Origin of the sequence: Paraglaciecola algarum, assembly GCF_021532655.1 — a bacterium.
Taxonomy (GTDB): domain Bacteria; phylum Pseudomonadota; class Gammaproteobacteria; order Enterobacterales; family Alteromonadaceae; genus Paraglaciecola; species Paraglaciecola algarum.
This window is the reverse complement of sequence record NZ_JAKGAS010000003.1, coordinates 42,658-62,604: the sequence shown is the minus strand read 5'-3', so window position 1 is coordinate 62,604 and position 19,947 is coordinate 42,658. Positions and strand designations below refer to the sequence as shown.

Annotated in this window: 15 protein-coding genes; 6 read left to right on the top strand and 9 right to left on the bottom strand. The window is 35.8% G+C overall.

The window, feature by feature from the left end:
• Window positions 1–88: 88 nt before the first annotated feature.
• The 6 genes from L0668_RS20875 (at window position 89) to L0668_RS06495 (ending at window position 6,224) form a co-directional block, all read left to right on the top strand.
• Window positions 89–1,237: a glycosyltransferase family 4 protein gene (locus L0668_RS20875; protein WP_235311287.1), complete on the top strand. Its 1,149-nt coding sequence runs from the start codon at window positions 89–91 to the stop codon at window positions 1,235–1,237.
• A 90-nt stretch (window positions 1,238–1,327) separates the two neighbouring features.
• The gene (locus tag L0668_RS06515) at window positions 1,328–1,948 is read left to right on the top strand and encodes a sulfotransferase (protein ID WP_235311286.1); all 621 of its coding nucleotides are present in this window, start codon (window positions 1,328–1,330) and stop codon (window positions 1,946–1,948) included.
• Between the two features lie 65 nt (window positions 1,949–2,013).
• Window positions 2,014–2,970, top strand: a complete 957-nt coding sequence (locus tag L0668_RS06510; RefSeq protein WP_235311285.1) for a glycosyltransferase — start codon at window positions 2,014–2,016, stop codon at window positions 2,968–2,970.
• A gap of 224 nt (window positions 2,971–3,194) precedes the next feature.
• On the top strand, window positions 3,195–4,412 hold the full coding sequence (locus L0668_RS06505; protein ID WP_235311284.1) for an O-antigen ligase family protein: 1,218 nt from the start codon (window positions 3,195–3,197) through the stop codon (window positions 4,410–4,412).
• Between the two features lie 79 nt (window positions 4,413–4,491).
• Entirely contained in the window at window positions 4,492–5,373 is an 882-nt protein-coding gene (locus L0668_RS06500; protein WP_235311283.1) for a glycosyltransferase family A protein, read from the top strand.
• The gene (locus L0668_RS06495) at window positions 5,370–6,224 is read left to right on the top strand and encodes a sulfotransferase family protein (RefSeq protein ID WP_235311282.1); all 855 of its coding nucleotides are present in this window, start codon (window positions 5,370–5,372) and stop codon (window positions 6,222–6,224) included. The genes L0668_RS06500 and L0668_RS06495 overlap by 4 nt, the downstream gene beginning before the upstream one ends.
• 26 nt (window positions 6,225–6,250) lie before the next feature.
• Here the strand turns inward: L0668_RS06495 and L0668_RS06490 are convergent, their stop codons facing one another.
• From L0668_RS06490 to prsT, 9 genes are read right to left on the bottom strand one after another with little or no spacing between them, the layout of a single operon-like run.
• Window positions 6,251–7,357, bottom strand: a complete 1,107-nt coding sequence (locus tag L0668_RS06490; protein ID WP_235311281.1) for a glycosyltransferase — start codon at window positions 7,355–7,357, stop codon at window positions 6,251–6,253.
• Between the two features lie 22 nt (window positions 7,358–7,379).
• The gene (asnB, locus tag L0668_RS06485) at window positions 7,380–9,287 is read right to left on the bottom strand and encodes an asparagine synthase (glutamine-hydrolyzing) (protein WP_235311280.1); all 1,908 of its coding nucleotides are present in this window, start codon (window positions 9,285–9,287) and stop codon (window positions 7,380–7,382) included.
• Between the two features lie 36 nt (window positions 9,288–9,323).
• On the bottom strand, window positions 9,324–10,388 hold the full coding sequence (locus L0668_RS06480) for a FemAB family XrtA/PEP-CTERM system-associated protein (protein WP_235311279.1): 1,065 nt from the start codon (window positions 10,386–10,388) through the stop codon (window positions 9,324–9,326).
• Complete coding sequence (locus L0668_RS06475; RefSeq protein ID WP_235311278.1) at window positions 10,378–11,397, bottom strand: polysaccharide deacetylase family protein; 1,020 nt, start codon at window positions 11,395–11,397, stop codon at window positions 10,378–10,380. The genes L0668_RS06480 and L0668_RS06475 overlap by 11 nt, the downstream gene beginning before the upstream one ends.
• Window positions 11,397–12,512 (bottom strand): glycosyltransferase, encoded by a 1,116-nt coding sequence (locus L0668_RS06470; RefSeq protein ID WP_235311277.1) that lies wholly within the window; start codon window positions 12,510–12,512, stop codon window positions 11,397–11,399. The genes L0668_RS06475 and L0668_RS06470 overlap by 1 nt, the downstream gene beginning before the upstream one ends.
• 14 nt (window positions 12,513–12,526) lie before the next feature.
• The gene (locus L0668_RS06465; RefSeq protein WP_268820225.1) at window positions 12,527–13,477 is read right to left on the bottom strand and encodes a glycosyltransferase family 2 protein; all 951 of its coding nucleotides are present in this window, start codon (window positions 13,475–13,477) and stop codon (window positions 12,527–12,529) included.
• Window positions 13,478–13,492: 15 nt separating this feature from the next.
• On the bottom strand, window positions 13,493–16,054 hold the full coding sequence (locus tag L0668_RS06460) for an exo-rhamnogalacturonan lyase family protein (protein ID WP_235311275.1): 2,562 nt from the start codon (window positions 16,052–16,054) through the stop codon (window positions 13,493–13,495).
• Between the two features lie 10 nt (window positions 16,055–16,064).
• A complete protein-coding gene (locus L0668_RS06455) occupies window positions 16,065–17,171 on the bottom strand; it encodes a GNAT family N-acetyltransferase (protein ID WP_235311274.1) in 1,107 nt (368 codons plus the stop codon).
• Between the two features lie 42 nt (window positions 17,172–17,213).
• Complete coding sequence (prsT, locus tag L0668_RS06450; protein WP_235311273.1) at window positions 17,214–19,943, bottom strand: XrtA/PEP-CTERM system TPR-repeat protein PrsT; 2,730 nt, start codon at window positions 19,941–19,943, stop codon at window positions 17,214–17,216.
• Between the last annotated feature and the right edge of the window lie 4 nt (window positions 19,944–19,947).

Sequence of the window (19,947 nt, the reverse complement as noted above, 5' to 3'; positions counted from 1 at the left end):
AATGCTGTTAAATTAAAACTTAATCTCTAAAATAAATATCTCTAAATGCACCAATATTGATTTATTCAATTTATAACAGAAGAATATAGTGAATTTAAAGATTGGGATCTACATTGAAGCAGTCAAAGTTTCGTCAAAGACAGGGATCAGCCGACACATTATTGGATTGGTTGAAGCGCTAGTAAATGAAAATTCTCTTCACGAGTATTACCTTTATTATCAAATAGACTTATTTGAGAAAGAAACATTAAATTGGTTGAACGAAGTCCCACAGGTTACACTTCGGCCTTTGCGTTTTCCGAATAAGTGGATAGCAGAGCATCCTACGCTTTGGTGGAAATATTACTTACCTCTTAATATTTGGAAAGATAAAATAGATGTATTCCATGGTCCAAATCATTTTATTCCTTTGAGTGGTAATACGGCAAAAGTAGTCACTATTCATGATCTCGCATATTACTACATGGAAGTGCATGGTGAAGGTTTAGATCGTGTACTTAAAAACTGGACAAATAAAGCTATGGACATAGCAGACAAGATAATTACAGTGTCTCAGTCAACGGCTGATGACTGTATCAAAGAAGGCGCTCCAACTGATAAAGTTAAAGTTGTTTATCAGGGATTTGAACCAGCAATTATACTCGAAAACGAAACTGAACAGGAAACACCTGTGAAGCCTTATATTTTGTACGTCGGAACAATACAGCCAAGAAAAAATGTTGAATATATTGTTCAATCCTTTGCAAAGGTTAAGGATAATATCCCCCATGATTTGATTTTGGCAGGAGCTCCAGGAGATTCTATAGCAGCTGTGAACAAGTTAATCAGCGACTTAAAAATACAAGATAGAGTGACGTTAACGGGCTATATTTCTGATGAGCGAAGGCATTTACTTTACAAACATGCCGATATGTTTGTTTACCCCAGTAAATATGAAGGGTTTGGTCTTGTATTACTGGAAGCTATGTCATATGGCATTCCGGTAATTACTGCCTCAAATAGTTCTTTAATGGAGGCCGCGGGAGATGCCGCGCTATATTGTGATGGAACAACTACTTCTTCGTTAGTCGAGGCCATAAATCAGCTAAGTTCAAACGACAAACTTAGAAACAAGCTGATTGAAAATGGGTATCAACAAATTAAGAAATTCACTTGGAAAACTTGTGCCGTCCAAATGCTCACTATTTATGAGTTAGCGATAACTGAACGACAATCCCATAAAAAGAATAATAATTAATTAGGCTTCCCCTCAATACGCAAATATTTGTGCTCAATATTTTACTTAGGTAATTTGGGATTATTTAAAATTATATAATATAGGAAAGTTATGTTTCAGCAGCTTTTTAACAAAAAAACAATTGATATAAGACAAAAAAAGTTGATTGTAGTGATTGGTTTTAATAAAACTGGTACAACCTCTATCCATCGTTTATTTCAATCGTCTGGTTTTAAAAGCGTACATTGGGACGAAGGAAAATTAACGAAAAAAATGTTTGAAAATGCAATGCAAGCAAAACCTATTCTACAAGGGTATGATGATAAGTTTGATGTCTTTTCAGATTTGGTTTTTCGAACCGATTCATATTGGTGCGAAGGCAATGCACTTTATAGGCAAATAGAGCAACAGTATCCCAATGCTTTATTCATTTACAATTATAGAGAAATGGATGCTTGGTTAGAGAGTCGTTGTAAACATGCAGAACAACTCGAAGAGCAAACTATATTAGAATTACATAAGAAGATTCTTGATACCAGCGACATTGAAGTGATTAAAAAACATTGGAAGACCACTAGACTTAATTATGAAGAAGAGTTGAAAGAATACTTTGGTTCAAAATCTAATTTATTGGAAATAGATATTAAAGATGTAAAGTTTGTCGAAAAATTATCTATTTTTATTCAAGCTAACCTAAACCCAGAACACTGGGGGTTGTTTAATAAAACTTAAATAATATTATCAAGTTAACTTGTAGCCTTTCTCATCTTACTGATTTAAATAAGGAAACATAATTAGTGAACCCCATAATCTCTATCGTAATGCCGGTATTTAATGGAAACCCAGATCATCTAAAGTTAGCGATAGAGAGTATGTTGCAACAATCGATGATAAATTTTGAGTTTATTATCGTTGATGATGGTAGTAATCAAGATATCAAACAGTTACTTAATGACTACCGAGTTAAAGATGCAAGGATTCGCTTAATAAATAATGACAAGAATATTGGCATAGCCAAATCTTTGAATCATGGGATATCACTTGCAAAAGGCGATATCATTGCTCGTCATGATGCCGACGATATTGCTGAACCAACGCGGCTTCAGCTACAATTTGATATGTTAAAGAGTAAAAAGTCTATAGTTGGATGTTTCACTGCGGTTAAACATATAGATATGACTGGCAATGTTATTTCAGGGTTTCCAGTGAGCGAAACAAGTGAAGTTTTGGAAGCCGAATTATTTTTGAATAGTCGGCTATGTCATCCCACCATGTTCATGTATAAATCAGCCATAGATAGTGTTGGAGGTTACCCCTTAACTAAGTATGCCCAAGATTATGCTTTGTATACAGAACTGATCCGCAAAGGTTATAAGTTTGGAGGAATAAATAAACCTTTAGTTCGGTATCGAATTACCGAAGGGGGGGTAACGCAAAGTAAACGAGAAATTCAATTAGATATTGCTAGTGATATTGCATTCCATCATGTTAAATTTTACTTGCCGACTATCAATGAAGTTTATTTTAAACAGTTTTGGTTATATATAGCGACACAAGGTAATACACCTTTAACAACACTTTGTTTCATCAAAAATCTAAACCTTATTTTGTATATAACAAAAAACAGAACTTTAAGTAAGATTTGGTTACCAGCGTTTAAATGGATTACTTCCAATCATTATGATCAAAGTAAGAGTGTGTTGATTTTTTTAAGGCTCATGTTTTTTTATTTACTAGTTAAGTTGAAGCTGTAACAGTTTTGAATACTTATAATCAAATAAAGAAAAAGGTATCCTTAATCGTACAAAAACGTAACATACTAAAACTATGATGACTTCGTAACCTATACGTTTTAGTCAATAATTTATATTTTAAAGAGTAGAATACTTTGGGACTAATAGTTTTATTTCTATTGTTATGTGTAACTGTAATAAGATCATTTAAGCATCAACAAACCGCTGTATATGCATATTACTTGATGTCAGTTATGGCTCCTCAATACATATGGTTTTGGGTGTTTGATGGGGTTCCTGCTTTTAGTATTGCTGCTGGTACTGTGTTAGCCATATTTACTATACAGGCATTGACTCATAAGTTGGATTTCTCAGTCTATAAATATAAACAAAATTTATTGTTAATTATTTTTTGGATCATGTTTAACCTTTCGGATATTTTTAGTCCAATAGGAAGCTTCAGATCAGCGACAAGTTCAGAATTAGTTCTCCATATTTTTAATATAATAATGTTGATGTATTTTGTATCGTTACCATTAATCAATACCGAACAATCATTGAAAGTGATGGCGTTATTATTCGCAGGATTAGTCTTTTATTACGTATATTGGAGTAATGACCAATATTTCTCTTGGAATATGAGTCAATTCAATAAGGGGCGCTTAATGGGTCCGTTGGATAGCCCTTATCGTGATGAAAATAAATTTGCCATGTTGTTTGTGACAGGTATGCCATTCCTATTATTTGGTGTTTTCTATTTTCGTTCGTTAATTATTCGTGGGATTTTTGGATTAGGTTTACTTTTTCTCTGGCACAGTATCATTCTAACCGGGTCCCGCGGCGGTTTGTTAGCTGTAGCGGTAGCCACTATTTTTAGTTACTTTTTAATCAAGTCAAGAATCTTTGGGGTTATGTTAGTAGGGGGCCTAGTTGCAGCTGTAATTTACCAAGGAGGAACATTATTAACCAGAACCACAGATACGATTGGTGCAGCTGAAGTGCAATCAGAACAAGCTATTGACCCAAGAGTTCAGTCTTGGAAAGTCGGACTAGGGTTAATTGCAAAATTTCCTATACTGGGAGTTGGCGTTCAACGTTTTCAAGAGGCGACTCGAATATATTATCCGCAGCAAAACCCCTATGTAGCACACAATACATTTTTGAATTTCGCGGCTAATACAGGAATAACTAATGGACTTATTTATTTAGCATTTTTGTGGTTGCAGTATAAACGTTTTAGAAAAATTCGGAAAAAAGAGAAAGATCCCAGATCCACTATTACTTATTTAAATAATTCTATCATGGCTGCTTTTGTTGGCTTTTACACTGGATCTATGTTCTTAGATTTGATTATTTATGAGCCCTTTTACTTATTGCTTCTCTTAGGTATTTTACTAGAACACATCCAATCTAAAAAAGAAAAGGTAACCTCAATCGAAGGTGGTACAAAAACCTCGACTTAGCCAACCTATTAAGCCTTGGTTGAGTTCAGAGGACATTTGGCTCTTAGTTAGCCGTTTTAAATAATAGTGGTAATTGAACATGTTAGATTTGTACAGTATCGTAATGTTTGCCCATAATGAAGAAACAAATATAAGGCAATCGGTAGTAAGTGCTTTAAAGGCTGCTGATGATGGCTTGCGTACACTTTACGTTATCGCTAATGGGTGTACAGATAAAACTAATCAAGTCATTATCGACTTGATATCAGAAGGCAATACTAAATTGCAATTAGTTGAATTGGAGTTTGGGGATAAGTGTAATGCTTGGAATCATTATGTACATAACTTGGCTAACACCAACATTCCGGTACACTTTTTTGTAGATGCAGATGTGCGCTTTATTAAAGGAAGTTTTCAACGCATGTCTCAGACTTTACTTAACAGTGAAGTAGCAAATGCGGTGGCGGGATTACCTTTTTCAGGCAGGAATCAGCAGCAATATTTAGATCTGGTCAAAAATGGAAGATGCCTTTTCGGCAATTGCTATGCAGTGAAGAATGATTTTATAAAAAAAATACGCAAGCAAGGGTTTCATCTGCCGATAGGCTTAGGCTGGATTGATTCTGCCATTACTAAAATAATAAATAGAGACTTGGAATCTATACCAAATCCCAAGGAAGGTCGTATCGTATTTGACAAAGACAGTGGCTATTCTTTTGATAGTTTATCTATTTTTTCTAAAGCAGATCGAAAACTGTATATTAGCCGAATAATTCGCTACCGCTTGGGTAAATATCAGGAAAAGTACTTGGAAAAAATACCATTTTTAGCTTGGCCAAAGGTGTTATATGAGATTAACCTGCAGGTGATGCAAGATATTAAAAATGAGAAAGCTTGGTTTAATATTGTTGATCGAATTTTCGTTGTAAAGCGCATCATAAAACAAAATAAAAAACTAAAAGAAGTGGCCATAGTAAGTTGATAAATCTAAATAACCCAATTTTTTTACTCGGTACCCAGCGTTCTGGCACAACTTTGTTAACTCGCATATTGAGTACTCATCCTAAACTATACATTCAAAATGAACTGCCTATGGAAGGAATGTTTGACGGTGAAATTACTCAAGAAATAATGCTTGCTCGTATAGTTAACAAAATTAGCAGCATGCATAAAGTAGAACTTCCAATGGAAGACTCTAGTGAGTTGATATGGGGATGGAAAGATCCTTTGTTAACTTATAAATTAGAGGAGTTGTCTAATTGTTTCTCTGATTCTAAATACGTATTAATAATTAGAGATGCTAGAGGTGTTGTTAATAGTTATATGGATAATCGTTGGGGGTTAGGGACTACAGCCTACACTGGTGCGTTACGCTGGAAACACGAAGTGGCGTTGCAATTGGCTTTTGCCGATAAAATGAAAGATAAGTGTTTAGTCTTAAGGTACGAGGATTTAGTCCAAGATTTGCCTTCTACATTGAAGTCTTTGTGTCAATTTATTGGAGTAGAGTATTCTTCCGAAATGCTCGATTTTCATCAAAGAAAATTGGAATTTCGAGAAAATAGAGAAAATAGAAATACCGCTAAGCCGGCTGACCCTTCAAATATTGGTAAATGGCGACAAACTCTAACCAAAAGGGAGATCGCCTTAGTAGAGCATGTAGCTGCTGAAGAAATGCATTCAATGAAATATGAATTAGAGTCAACACCTATTTCTCCCAGCTGGCTAGAGTTGGCATATTATCGTATTCATCAAAAGATTATTGGTGAGATACAGCTTCAATATAAATGGAAATATAAAGATAAATTAAAATCACTAGGCCTTGTAAAGTGAAGGCCTGATATTTATTGTTTTTAGCTCTATTTGTAAAGAAGTGCGAATTGATTGTACATTACTTGAGCGTCGAATTTATTTTTAAAGATTTGTAAACTAGACCCTGAATATTGCTTTGATAATGAGGGGGTCGTAATTAATTTATTAATAGCTTGAGAAAATTGCTGCTGGTTATCATTCTCTGTAACTATTCCATTTTCACCATCTGCAATAACTTCTTTATTACCTCCTGCGTCAGTTACCACACAAGGTTTGCCTAATGACATAGCTTCAAGCAGCGTCATGGATGTTCCCTCGCTAAACGATGAGAGTAGAAATACTTCCATTAAGGCAAGGTATTGCTGAGGGTTTGTTTTATATCCCGTCAGAATGACTTTATCTTGAATGTTAAGCTTTTCAATTTCACTTTCTATTTGAGGGCGCATCTCGCCGTCACCCACAATGATCAATTTTAAGTTAGGTTCTGTTGTTAGACATTGATGAAATGCTCGGATCATCATCAAATGGTTTTTTATCGGATCAAATCGAGAAATAGTGCCTATGCACCTACCTTGCTTTGCTAACCCTAGTTCAGCTCTAAGTTCCGACAATTCACCTTTGGAAGGATGTTCAAGTCCTTTGATACCGTTATAAATAACTTCGATGTCGTTGTCAGGGAAGTTTTCATAGTCAACCAGTGCTTGTTTGGTTGCTTGTGAAATGGCAGTAACTTGAGAAGTAAACTTATTCAATATTGGGTTAACTAATTTGCGTTTCCACGAACTAGTATCGGGGTAAAATCGCCCGTGCTCGGTGAATATCACCTTCGTTTTAGTCAACATAGCGGCAATCACGCCATACACCCAAGGCGTATATTGATGACAGTGAAGTATATCAATCTTTTCTTTTTTTATTATATTTCGAATATTTTTGATTAAAGCTTTATCAAAACCTGGTTGGCGGTTTAGTTCATGAAACTTTATGCCATCTGCAATTAAGTCCGCTGAAAATGGGCCTAAGGGGGACTCTATGCATAAGACCGACATTTCAAACGTTGTTTTGTCTGAACCTTCAATTAGATTTTTTATCACCATCTCAGTGCCACCAATGCGCATATCATAAGTGACGTGTAACACTTTAATTTTGGAGGTCATCTTAATCCTTTCAGCTGTGCCTTTACTTAACCAATACTTTTAACTCAGGTTGCTGAATATACGTAAACCACCACATTTGGAACATTAACATGCTCCATAATACAGTGGAGTGATCGGCCTTGGATTGCTGGTGTTGTTGCCATAACTCTTTAACTACATCCATATTAAAAAACTGTTGGATACCGTCAGATTTTATAAATAGGTACTCTTGGGTGAGATCTTTTATTTCACCTCTTAGCCATGTGGCTAAAGGTACCGAGAATCCCATTTTTTTACGATATAAAATATCGTGAGGTAATACAGGTTTAAAGGTTTCTTTTAGAATGTATTTTTTTTCACCATTATTAAATTTTAATGACGAGGGCAGGGTGGCCGAAAATTCTACCACTTCTTTGTCTAACAATGGCGCTCTGACTTCTAGTGAGTTAGCCATGCTCATTCTATCTACTTTAACTAGTATGCCACCAGGCAAATAAGTTTTCATATCGGTATATAAAATTTTAGATAAGTGGTCTTTGCCGTCGGCCATATTGTATGTATCAACTGTAATACCTGAAGGGTGATAACTCCCTAATTTATCCAAGGTCTCTTGATTGGCTAATTTGCTCCATAACCTGTCTTCAATTTGAGAATTGGTCACATAAAAACCCATGGCAGGATCTAGGCTTAAGCTATAAAACAGTGACTTTGCTTTACGGAAAATTGGTAATTCACTTTTAGCAAATAGGTTGGCTAAGGACGGAAATACCTTTTTCCTTAAAACAGTTGGAAACTTATTGCGTAGACGATTTTCTATATCGTCAGTGGTATATTTTTCGTAACCAGCAAAAACCTCGTCACCGCCATCACCAGCTATGGCGACTGTGACTTCAGAACGGGCTAGTTCTGAAACAAAGTAAGTGGGAACTAACGATGGATCGGCAAAAGGTTCATCAAAAAATGACACTATGTGCTCTAAGTTGTCTTTTACATTTTGATGCACGGTAAATTCAAAATGTTCTGTATTGTATTGGTCGGCGACTACTTGAGCAAATTCAGTTTCATTAAACTTTTTATCATCAAAGCCTATCGAGCAGGTCTTAACTTGGGTGTCAGAGTTTTTAGCCATCATGGCGACTACGCCACTAGAATCAATACCGCCACTTAAAAAAGCACCTAGTGGTACGTCACTGACCATGCGATCTTTAGTTTTTTCGGTGGCTAGTGCATATAACTCTTCGGTGAGTTCTTTTTCACTTTTGTTACTTGTGTGTGCGAAGCTTACATCCCAATATTGTTCTGTCTTTATTTCATCCTTTGATACCATCATAAAATGGCCTGGAGGTAACTTATGTATGTGGGTAAATATCGTTTTAGGATCTGGAATGTATTGGTACGCAAAGAAGTCGTGCACAGCATCTAAACGAATATCTTTAGGTACATTAGGTAAAGTTAAAAGTGCTTTTATTTCTGAAGCAAAAGCAAACTGATTTTCTGTTTGTAAATAATAAAGTGGTTTTTTGCCCATTCGATCCCGAGCAATCATTAAGGTTTTATCAACGGTATCCCACAACGCAAAGGTAAACATGCCGTTTAATTGGGCTAACATTTTTTCGCCCTGGCTGGCGTATAATGCCAAAATCACTTCAGTGTCGGTATGAGTTTTGAAGGGGTATCCTTGCTTGCTTAATTCATCTCTGATTGTTTGGTAATTGTAAATTTCACCATTAAATACAATGATATATCGACCATCGTGGGAGGTCATAGGTTGCACGCCAGCTTCAGATAAGTCAATAATTGCTAACCTGCGGTGGGCTAAACCAATGCAGTCATCAATATACTCTGCTCCGGCATCAGGCCCCCTATGGTAAATACTATCCCCCATGTTTTTTAGGGTTTGTTTATCGCCCATATTTCCCAAAAAATGGGTGAAGCCAGCAATTCCGCACATTCTTGTTGATCCCTGTTTTCTTAATATTAAATGGGTTTACAGACTAATATGTCTGCGTATTTTGGGGCCTAGCGTAGTCGTGACTCCAAGCGGCAGTTTTGCCCATATGTTCTCAACCAGTGGCCTGATTTTACCCGATGATGTTTGAGCTTGATTTTCATCTTCATCTTGAATACTTGGGCTAGCTTGTAGAGACATTAAATTTGACCAAGATAGGGCTTTAGCTTTTGCGCCCCACTGCTGTTTAAATTTAAAGGTACCTTCACCAAACGAAGAACGACCAAAGTCGAATTCTTTGCACCCCAAATCACAAGAGTGTTTTAGCAAAGACCAGTAGAGCATCATATTGGGGGCTAATTTATTGTAATCAGCTACGGTTGATGCCCATGGAATAGCCATTGAATACTTGTTACGAATGATGACCCCAGCACCAATCGCTATATCACCTGTGTACACCACAGATAAGAATATATTATCAGCGTAGTTTTTAAATAATGACTCAAACCATTGTTTAGCATGAACTGGTGAGCCGAGTTTACGCATATTTATAGAAAATATATTATAAAAATCATTTATTTGCTTTTGGTTATTGGCAATGGTGAAGGTCAGTCCGTTTTTCTCTGACTTACGAACTTGACTACGTAATTTAGATTTAAAGCTAGCCATTAACTCCTCTGCGGTATCAGGGAGTGGCAATAACATGCGTACCTTTGCGCCTGGCGCACAAGAGTCGGTAAAGTCTTGCTGAGAGTCGCGGTATTCAAATATATTGCCGCCAATATTGTCTAGCGATTGTTTTGCTTGGGCCTGCAATGCTTTTAATATGTCGTCATTGTCGGCTAAGCCGTAACCTAAATCACAAAAAGGTAAAGAGCAATATTTCGATTTTGCCAAAGGCCGTTGCATTTTTATGCAAGGTAAAACACCGACTACTTCATCTTGATCATACGCTAATAGGCTAACATTATTGTGTTGATAGGCTTGTTCAACAGATTTTAGCCAAGCAAACCTATGATATGGCGTGGCATACTTGTGAGATTCAACATATGTGTCCCAGTCGGTTTCTAACTGGTGTGAGGCTTGAACAATTTTATACTTCATTATTTGAATATCGCGACCTATTTTGTAGATTTTTAGCTGCTTCAGAAATAGTACAAAACTCTATTTCATAGCGACTTTTTAGATAATTAACGACTTGCTCTATGGAACCACATATATGGTTAAAAGCATTGTCTTGACCAATTAAATTATTCTTATTATTTAACAAGCTAGAGCTATGCATGTACATATGTAATACGGGGTAATTTTTACTAATCACCATATCGCACAACTTTGTCATGTCTGTGACTGACGACAACTCTGGGCAAAGATAGTTTTTTCTCAATAATTTGGTGTGCCATGCTAAACCATTAAAGCGTGTCCAACTTAAACTTGATTGTGTAAATAAAGAGTGGATCTTATTACTTAAATCAAAGTTTTGTCTATTAAAACCTACTGTAACTGGTATTTCGTATATTTTTCTTTGTGTCGATACTGCAAGAGGGTTAGATAAATCAGGCCAATAAGGAGCTGCTGGTGCCCCTAAACATCCAAAAAATTCATTTTGGTAGAATGGGTAAACACTAGAGTCAACATCAAAGCCATTTTCTAATAGTAAATTCATGACTTTTCCATCAATGCCCCATCTACCTGTCCTAAAAGACTTTGGTGTGACATCGAGAGTACTTTTTATTTTATTTACGAGTATCTCTAGCTTTTGTTTGACCTCATCAATGGGTAAATTGACAACATGTGATTCTGCTTCACCAACATGTTCAAAATAAGGAGGATTACACCAAGGGTGTAAATGAGCACCTATTTCACAATTACTTTGAGCGTAGACCCGGCGCATGTTTTCAATTGAACTATCGGTTTCAAGCACTGCGTAATCAACAAAGTAGGTTGGTCTAACCCCTAAAGATGTCATGGAATTATGAAATTCAGGCACCTGAATTATATTTTGCACACTTGCATGTTTTTGCGGGAAAGGCCCTGACCAGTCCCACTCTTCTTCAGTGTCAATTGAAATTACAAATAAAATCGGCTGTTTATCCTTTTCGGCCTTTGGCATTATGTTTGTCCTAAACAGGTTTTAAATAGTGAGCTGTATTCTTCTGCCATTCGATTGGCTGAATAATGTTGATATACATATTCTTTGGCATTACTGGCTAACCTAGCAGCTTCCTTTGAATTAAATAATATGATTTCCCACTGAGCTTCTAGAGTCTTTTTGTCGCCCAGTGTAGCCAATAATCCAGTATCATTATGCTTGATAATTTGATCAATTCCCGGAATATCGTAGGCTGCAACGGGAATATTAGCCGCTGCCGCTTCCATTAAACAGCGTGGTATGCCTTCAAGGGTTGAGGTCATGGCAAATAAGTCAAATGACTTTAGTAAGCTTAGTCTGTCATCTCTAAAGCCTAAAAACTCTATGTGTGAGTGACTTTTTAGTGTTTGAGCATATTTCTCAAGCTCTATTCTTGCGTCTCCATCACCCAATAATATCAGCCGTGTATTGGGATGTTTAGCGTGTACACTGTTAAATACATCTAATAAATCAAAGATATTCTTGCGACTGATCATTTGACCCACAAAACCAATGCGTTTTTCTTGTGGATTTTCTCTTACAGGAAAGACAGTTTGTTCCACCTCAGAAAGGTCGACGCCATTTTGGATATACACTGTTTTTGACGATTTAACGCCCATTCGTTTGCAATCAGCTAATAATTGTTGAGATAAAGGCACTACATAATGGCCAAATTTCATGGCCTGACAGCCGAGCCAAATAAATGTTCTTAATTTTATATCTTTGGCGTTTTCAAAACCATGGGGGGTGACGATACATTTTATTCCAGCTTTTTTAGCCGCAAGAACGCCAATAATGTCGGACTTGTAACCATGGGTATGAATAATGTGTATGTTATTTTTTTTAACTAAGCCTACAAGTCGATTGATTGCCGATAAATCAAACTTATTTTTCATTGGCACTATATGGCTAGGTAAACCAAGCTTGTTATATTCTTTGACCAGCTCTAGTTCTTGTTGTTCTGGCTCCATGGTGACCGCAAGTTCACAGTTTATCTCGCTAGTGTCTAGATGCTTGGCTAAAGCAAGTACCCAACGTTCAGCACCATAAAAACCTGTTGGGCAGATGAACTGTAATACGTTAATTTTTTTATTCATTTCTAATTTCAGATTTATTTAACTTTAATTGTTTTGAACACACCAACAAAGGTGCCTAATGCTCGAGCCGGAAAGTAGCAAGCATAAAATAGCAGTATATTACCAATGGTTACATCACTTTTTGCTATACGCCAGAGCCTCAATGTATACGCGGTTACAGGAATTAGAGCGAGTAATAAGAAAGTTAACGAAGCATTTTGTAAACCTAAAAGTAGAAAGAAACAAGCTGATATCAAACAAGCAAATATTGCTGGTGGCACAATTAAGCTTGGCCATTCTCGTAGTGGAATGTTTCTACCTTGCAAAGATTGTAGGTTGGATTGTCCGCGCCATATCTCTTTAGAAAACATCGAGCCTAGCTCTTTATCTTCACCTAAGTGAATATAATTCGCTTTTGAAGTGTAAAATAAGGAGCCTAGTTTAGCGGCTTTGTCAGTAAAAAAATAATCTTCACAAGTAACTAAATGTTCAGGGAAGCCGCCGACTTTATGGAAGGATTCTGTCGTCATAAATAAGTTTCGGCCGGGTAAAAAGTTCACATCTACATCTATTTCTGCATTACTTAAATGGGTTCTAATTTTTTCAAGCGAAGGAGCTGAAGGTTCACATATTTGTACGGCGCTGGTGATAATTCTTGATGATGTGCTTTGCAATTCACTCAGCATGCTTTGTATCCAGTTGGCAGATAAATAAATGTCTGCATCTAGAAATGCGAGATATTCACCAGAAGATTCTTTGACTCCATAATTTCGTAAGGCAGATATAGTGTCTGATTCAGGTCTAATAATAACGCTTAGGTCGACATTGAGAGTTGGAAATTCTACCTCTTGAATACTAGGGGTTTGACTGACCACAATAATTTCAACCTGAGATAAGTCAAAATCCTGTTTATTGACAGACTCAATTGTTTGGAGCAACATTTCAAACCTGCCCTTATGGGGAATAATAAAAGACACGTTAGCCAAGTTCAGATTGCCCTATTAGTTTAGTCGTTTTTTGAGCCAATTAACTTCGCTCTTAATCGATAATTTACTTAGCCTTTTTAACAATTGTGTTAAAGCACCAGATAAAAGTGATTTTTTTTCATACTCAGCTTTTGGCCAATTAAAATTGACTTGTTTATAAGGTGAGATTTCTAGTTTATTTTTGTACAAGTCTAAAAAACCATAGTTTTGTAAAATTAAAACCATAATACGAGTATACGTTTTGGTGGCTGAACTGTTAAGTCTATTCAGTATATCATCTTGAAAATACTTAGCTTTATTTAAAAATACTATATTTTCAATTGGGCTATAATAATAAGCCGCCGCAAAAATTTGTACTTTACGTAAGTCCTGTGCTGTCCATGTGTCATTGGGGTATTCTAAAATATCAGGCTTTTCTAAATAGGGATTTTCATACACTGTCATCCAACGAGCAAAGTTAAGTAAACTATCGCGGCAATAATAAAAGTAGTCATCTAGTTGATGCATGCTTTCTTTTATGGCTAAGTATTTACACACAGCTTGTAGTAATACTGTGTAAAACCAAGTGTTTTCTACGTCTTCTAAATTTCGACTATTGATATCTTCGTTAGGATGAAAAGAGTTCTTTAAAACATGCTCAGCTCGATGTAAATAATCTTGTTCTTGGGTTAATTCAAAACTGTCTAGTAGAGCAATAACGTAATTAGCCGTACCTCTGTCTAATGGATATTGTCCAGTAAAATGATTTTTAAAACCGGCTAAACTTCTATTTTTAAATGCTAATAATAATTCTAAACATGTGCCTGAACTTTCATAAACGTGAGTGATCCAATTTGTTAATGTCAATACCGCTTGTTTAGATGGTTCACTGGCGGTCAACATATAGTGCATGGCTAACCCAGTGGTATAGCAATGTTGGCCTCCTGGCCCTCCACCGCCAGCATGGTCTTGGTATGCATCACTGGGCTGATGCTGAGAATAAGATCTGTGTGAAGATGTGTAAGCCTGTAGATAATGATCGGTATGCCAAAATAGCCCACCGTTGTATTCAACTTTATCTTTTTGGGTGTGATAAATATCTATATCAACAACATGTTTAGCTAAATCGTCTGCTAGTTCAAACCATCGGTTATCGCCAGAGTGTAAGTATTGTTTTAAAAAACCTAAAACTGGGTCATATTGATTATTGTAATGAGAGACGAAAATATCTTTACCCGTATGCTCTGCTGTTTCGTGATCTGCATATAAATCACCAAAATTTCGCCAGCCAAATTCATCTAGTTGCTCACGCTTTTCAAAGAAATTGTGATTGCTATCTAAACTATTATTGATAAGTGTTTGCCAGTTTGGTGGCACACTGCTAAATGACATTAGCTGTGCAAAATGCGTTTTAGTTAACCAAGTGTCAGGTAATTTTACACTAGTTGGAGAGTGCACCCAGGCAAGATTATCGTTCTCGATACTTGAAAGCCAAATTTCGTGAGTTTTCTTTTCGCCACCTTGTAATTCGTAAGATGAATCTTTTTGTGCAGGGAAAAAGTCAAAACTAATAGACTGATTATGGGCGGTTATTGATGATGGGAAATTTTGCCAAAAGTGTGTTTGGGTCAATTGTAGTCGGTTTGCAAAGCGTAATGTAGGTGTTGCGCGAGAGCCAGTTGCAATTAATTGGTCTTGCTGTGTAACATCAAATCCATTTTTTGTAAGAGGAACTTTATTTGATTTATCCACATGCACAGGACTTTGCCAATTATCCCCGCCACTAGCGTGCTGAGAGATACAAATAGCCTCATTTTCTATGGAAGACAGTTCTTCATCCAGACTAGTTGAATATTCTAAGGGTTGGGCTTCAGTATTGTCTAACTTAAGGCTTAAGTTATTAAAATTAAATGAATTAGGGTCACCTAAATCCCATAGCCCACCTTTATGCTCTGCAGCTTTTGGGTTGTGTAGATTGTATTTAATGTTAAGTATTTGGCCATGATTGAAAAAAGCAAAGGTGATGGTAAATAGGCAATCCACTTGACCGTTGTGGTCTGAAAAAGATCCTGTGATTATTAACTCAATATCTGTATGTTTACTGGTCAATAGACACTGTTTTCTGACTATTTGAAGACTGAGGTTTTTAGATACTAATATTGTATTATTTGAATCAGATAAAGTAATTGAACCTTGCTGTGTGTTAAGTCCATTTATATTACAAAGCTCAAAACAGCAGTTCATCAAATCGTAGCTAAAAGCTGTATGTTCAGTTTTAAAACATACAAGTTGTTGACTAATATCTAGTGAAAACGTGTCTTCAATGGATGGTGCGTTCTTTATTTGCTCTGAAGTAATAATTACTTCGAGGTTGTCTAATGTCTTTTCGGATGGGTAAATTGTAATGTGACATGACTTAATACTATTGTCATGCCACATAGATGTTGCTTGTGCACTTGCTTCAATTTTTACCCCTCCAAGTTCTACCGACATTTGAGAAAATGATTTAAGTATTCCGTTAGGGATTGGTAAACCAAACTGTACTAAGGGGGGGCTGTGTTTACAGAATGCTGTAACTGGGATGCGTATTTCTTGCAAGTTTGTTCTCTTAGTCTGTACTAGAATGAGTCATGATGTGTTTAATTTGACGAAGTTTCTCTATCAATTTAAGTAACCCTGATGATTTGGAAAAACAAACAAGTGATTGATATTCCTCTGAAATGTTGCTCATAGATTGTTTGTATCTCGCATCACCTGCCAAGAAACTATATTTCTTTACACCATGTATGATGGCTTGCTCGATTACCAGTGTATGGGTCAATAAACCAATTTTAATTTTGTTATCTGGGTGAGTCTGTATACCTGACAAATAAAAATACCAACCATGGTTTGTTTTTAATAAATAAACTAAAGCGAGCGCATCACCATTTAATTCTAATGCAAAAATATTGGTATAACTATTATTAATATCATCAAGAATAAGGGCTTTATGAAAGTTTACAAAAACAGGGTTATCAAAACCGCTGCCTAAATCGGTATGACGCCATTTTTGTTGATGGAGTTGACTTAGTTTTTTAAAATAAACTTGTTTATCTTGTGTTGTTTTCGCCCTAGCTAAAGTGACTGTACCAAGTTGAGCGAGTAGTTTTTTTGAACGGTTTATCTGGGAGCGAGTGTTCTTTGATAATGAAGATAGGTAGTCATTTACATCATGCATTTCTTCTAAATTAACCGAAAAATCTGCCGAGGAGACTAGGGTTCTTGGCGAACCCAATACATCTTCGAATTTTTTCTGAATCGAAGTCTGAGACATCCCCAAGTAAAACTCATGCCAGCGACCAAATTGAGTTTTTATATAGCTAAGTATTGCTTCTCGCGTAGCATCTTCATAACTAGAGTCCAATAAAAAGTCGTTGTGTTCAATCCAAGTTTGATCTATTTCATCATCGCCATACTTATGCAGCCATAACTGTTTAATTTCGAAGGTATTAAATAGTATTCGTTTGGTGTTTGAACATAGTAGTCCTAAACCTACTGATTGTTCGTTAATTTTAGCTTCAATGACTATTGGTGTTGATGGAATTGAATTCAGCCAAGCTGATATCCAATTCCAATCTAGAAATACACTATTTGGTGACCCTATAAAAAGTTTTGTCCATTTAGAGGCTAGTAAACTTTTATCTTGTAAAGTGTAATGGGATACTAATATTTTCAAAGACATTCCATTTAGTAGCAGAGAACATTCCCAATGGCTCAATTATAAAGATTGTTTTAGGCGTTTAAATTCTGCGATCTCTTTATCTCTGAAAGGTTTTACATAGTTTAATAATCTTTTAGCCTCTGTGACTCTATTATTGGCAATTAGACTTTCTATATAATGTAATGCTATTTCATTATTATTGGGTTGCTTTTCATAGGCTTTAGCTAAATAAATCAAAGACTCACTTATTTTTCCTTGTTTAAATAATATCCAGCCATAGGTATCTAACGCAAATTCAGAATTCGGAAAGGATTTTAAGCCTATTTGAGCTAATTCGAGAGCTTTTGATAATTGACCTGCTTTTGTCAGTGCAGCAGCGTAGTTGTTGATAGTGATGAAGTGAAGTGGGTGATCTTCCAAAATCTCATGATAATATTTTATCGATTCTTCATACATTTCGTTATTTGCTAAGTACTCAGCGACAATATGACGTTCAATATCGTTGTACTTAAGCTGATTCAATTCGTTGATTAGAATCTTAGCGCCTTCTTTTGCTTTATTGTTATATTGAAGCGCAATTGCTAAAAGCTCAGCTATTCCAAAACTAGGTTCTTGTTGATAGTATTTTCTCAATAAAGTTTCTGCAACCAAGTAGTCTTTTTCATATATTGCTAATTCACCAAGGTACGCTGTTATTATCGGCAAGTGTTTTTGGAACTTTTCCACACTCAATAATAGATTTTTGGCTTCTTTAATCTTACCAGCTTTGGTTAAAAAGTTACCTTTTGCTGCTATAAGTCTTGGATCATTTGGGAAATGTTTTAATGCACTCTCTGTAGCATTGAGCGCCTCTGTATAATTTTCATTTGCAACTAAGGCGTTTATTTTTTTAAACCAAGCTGGAGGTTGTTTAGGGTCATTGATCGACCATAAATCGTATTGTTTATAAGCATCATCGTATTTACGCATTTTCATATACATATCACCTTTGATTTTTTGTATTAAATCATTCGACGAATCTGCTGTTTCATTTAAAAATTGTAATGCTTTGTCTAGATCACCTTCGAAAGTGTAAATTGATGAAAGGGCGATAATAGCTTCTTGGTTACTACTATTTTGTGAAATCATGTTTTGCAAAAAAGACTTAACAGTATTCACCTTATTAGTCGCTATATGTATATTAACATAGCTCATTATATTCATTAGGCTGTTAGGTGATTGAGCAATAAGCTTTTCTGCGTAAGATTTTGCGGAATCAAAATTTTCTTTTCGCGCATCAATCAGCATTAAATATCTCATTGCTCCACTATGTTCAGGTTCTGAGAGCAATATTTGCTGAAATATTCCTTGAGCTTTCTCGATATTTTCTTGTTTTAAATAAATATATCCCTCTAATGCTAAACCATCTATTTCGTTTGACTCTTGCCATTTGTGGGCGACAGCAAAAGCTTCTTCGAATTCTCCATTTCGAATATGAGCTTCAGCAAGCAATAACCAAGATTCGCTGATACTTTGGTCATATTTAATCGACTCAGTTAGGCTGTCTATGCCTGAGAGGTCATTTGAGCTTAATTTTATTAGGCCTTCTTGCAATAAAGTGACTGAATTATCTGGGTCTGCTTCGTTAGCTTTTTTGATTAACTCATTTGCTTGTGCAAAGTTTCCTAGTTGAAATTGGGTAATAGCAGCAGAAGAGTATACGATTGCCTGATTTTCGTTACTTAGATTCAATTCATTAATCTGTGGAATCACTTCCATCGCATAGCCTAATTTAAGGCTCACTTCAGCAAGTATTTTGTTATTAATATGATTAGGTGGAACTTTGTTTTTGTTTTTACTCAAAAACTCATAAGCGGACTCAATTCTGCCGGTCTTATATGCGCTTACTCCTGCCATAAAGTTCAATTCAATATCGTTTATGTTGGCTAAAAATGCTTTATTAGCATATAGCAATGCCTCTTCGTATTTATCTTCTTTGAATGAAACTTTAGCCAAATGATAGCTTCCTAGGCCGCTATCAGGGTTTATGTTAAGTAAAAATTCGATATTCTTTCTTGCATCTACTAAATTTTCCAGTTTGATTAAAGTTTCAATTAACTGAAACCTAGCAAAATAGTAATAGGGATATATATCAACTATTTCTTGATATGCAGAATTTGCTTCCTCAAATTGTCCCAAAGCGGACAATGCAATACCTCTGATAATTAATGCTTCTACTCTTTCATCAGAATTAACTGAAATATTTTCTGTTAACTTTAATGTTTCCGTAGGTCTGTTTTCGAGTAGAGCTTTGTTCGCTTTAGCAATTAGAAGTGCATCACCGGTTAAGCCAATTGGTAAATCAGGGTTCACTTTATCGAGTCGAATAGTAGACAAGTAACCGTATAGTTTCGCTAAATTGGCAATTGACTTATCTTGCCCTGTATATTTTTGACTTAATATGTCAGCTTCAGAAAAATTATTTTGATAATAAATTGATTTTAATAAAAGTAAAAAATATGAGTCTTGTTCAGCTCCGTATCTCTGAGCGTTTCTAAATTCTTTTTCCGCATTGGCGAACTCACTCATTTGATAATAGGACTGGCCTAACAGTATTCTTGCATCTATTCTCTGCGGATCCTGCAACAATGCATTTTTCAATTCAATTATGGCTTTATCTGTTTTAGATATATCAATGTACTCTTGAGCACTTACTATATATTCATCGGTTGTTTTTGGGTTACAGCTAGATAATAGCGAGCCAATACCTATTAAAATGCTTATTATTAGTACTTTTGACGAATGCACATGT

Bases quoted from the DNA above. Each gene is read 5' to 3' on its own strand.
- L0668_RS06515 (WP_235311286.1), top strand. From the start codon at position 1,328: ATGTTTCAGCAGCTTTTTAACAAAAAAACAATTGATATAAGACAAAAA.
- L0668_RS06470 (WP_235311277.1), bottom strand. From the start codon at position 12,512: ATGAATAAAAAAATTAACGTATTACAGTTCATCTGCCCAACAGGTTTT.
- L0668_RS06500 (WP_235311283.1), top strand. From the start codon at position 4,492: ATGTTAGATTTGTACAGTATCGTAATGTTTGCCCATAATGAAGAAACA.
- L0668_RS06480 (WP_235311279.1), bottom strand. From the start codon at position 10,388: ATGAAGTATAAAATTGTTCAAGCCTCACACCAGTTAGAAACCGACTGG.
- asnB (WP_235311280.1), bottom strand. From the start codon at position 9,287: ATGTGCGGAATTGCTGGCTTCACCCATTTTTTGGGAAATATGGGCGAT.
- L0668_RS06505 (WP_235311284.1), top strand. From the start codon at position 3,195: ATGTCAGTTATGGCTCCTCAATACATATGGTTTTGGGTGTTTGATGGG.
- L0668_RS06490 (WP_235311281.1), bottom strand. From the start codon at position 7,357: ATGACCTCCAAAATTAAAGTGTTACACGTCACTTATGATATGCGCATT.
- L0668_RS06475 (WP_235311278.1), bottom strand. From the start codon at position 11,397: ATGCCAAAGGCCGAAAAGGATAAACAGCCGATTTTATTTGTAATTTCA.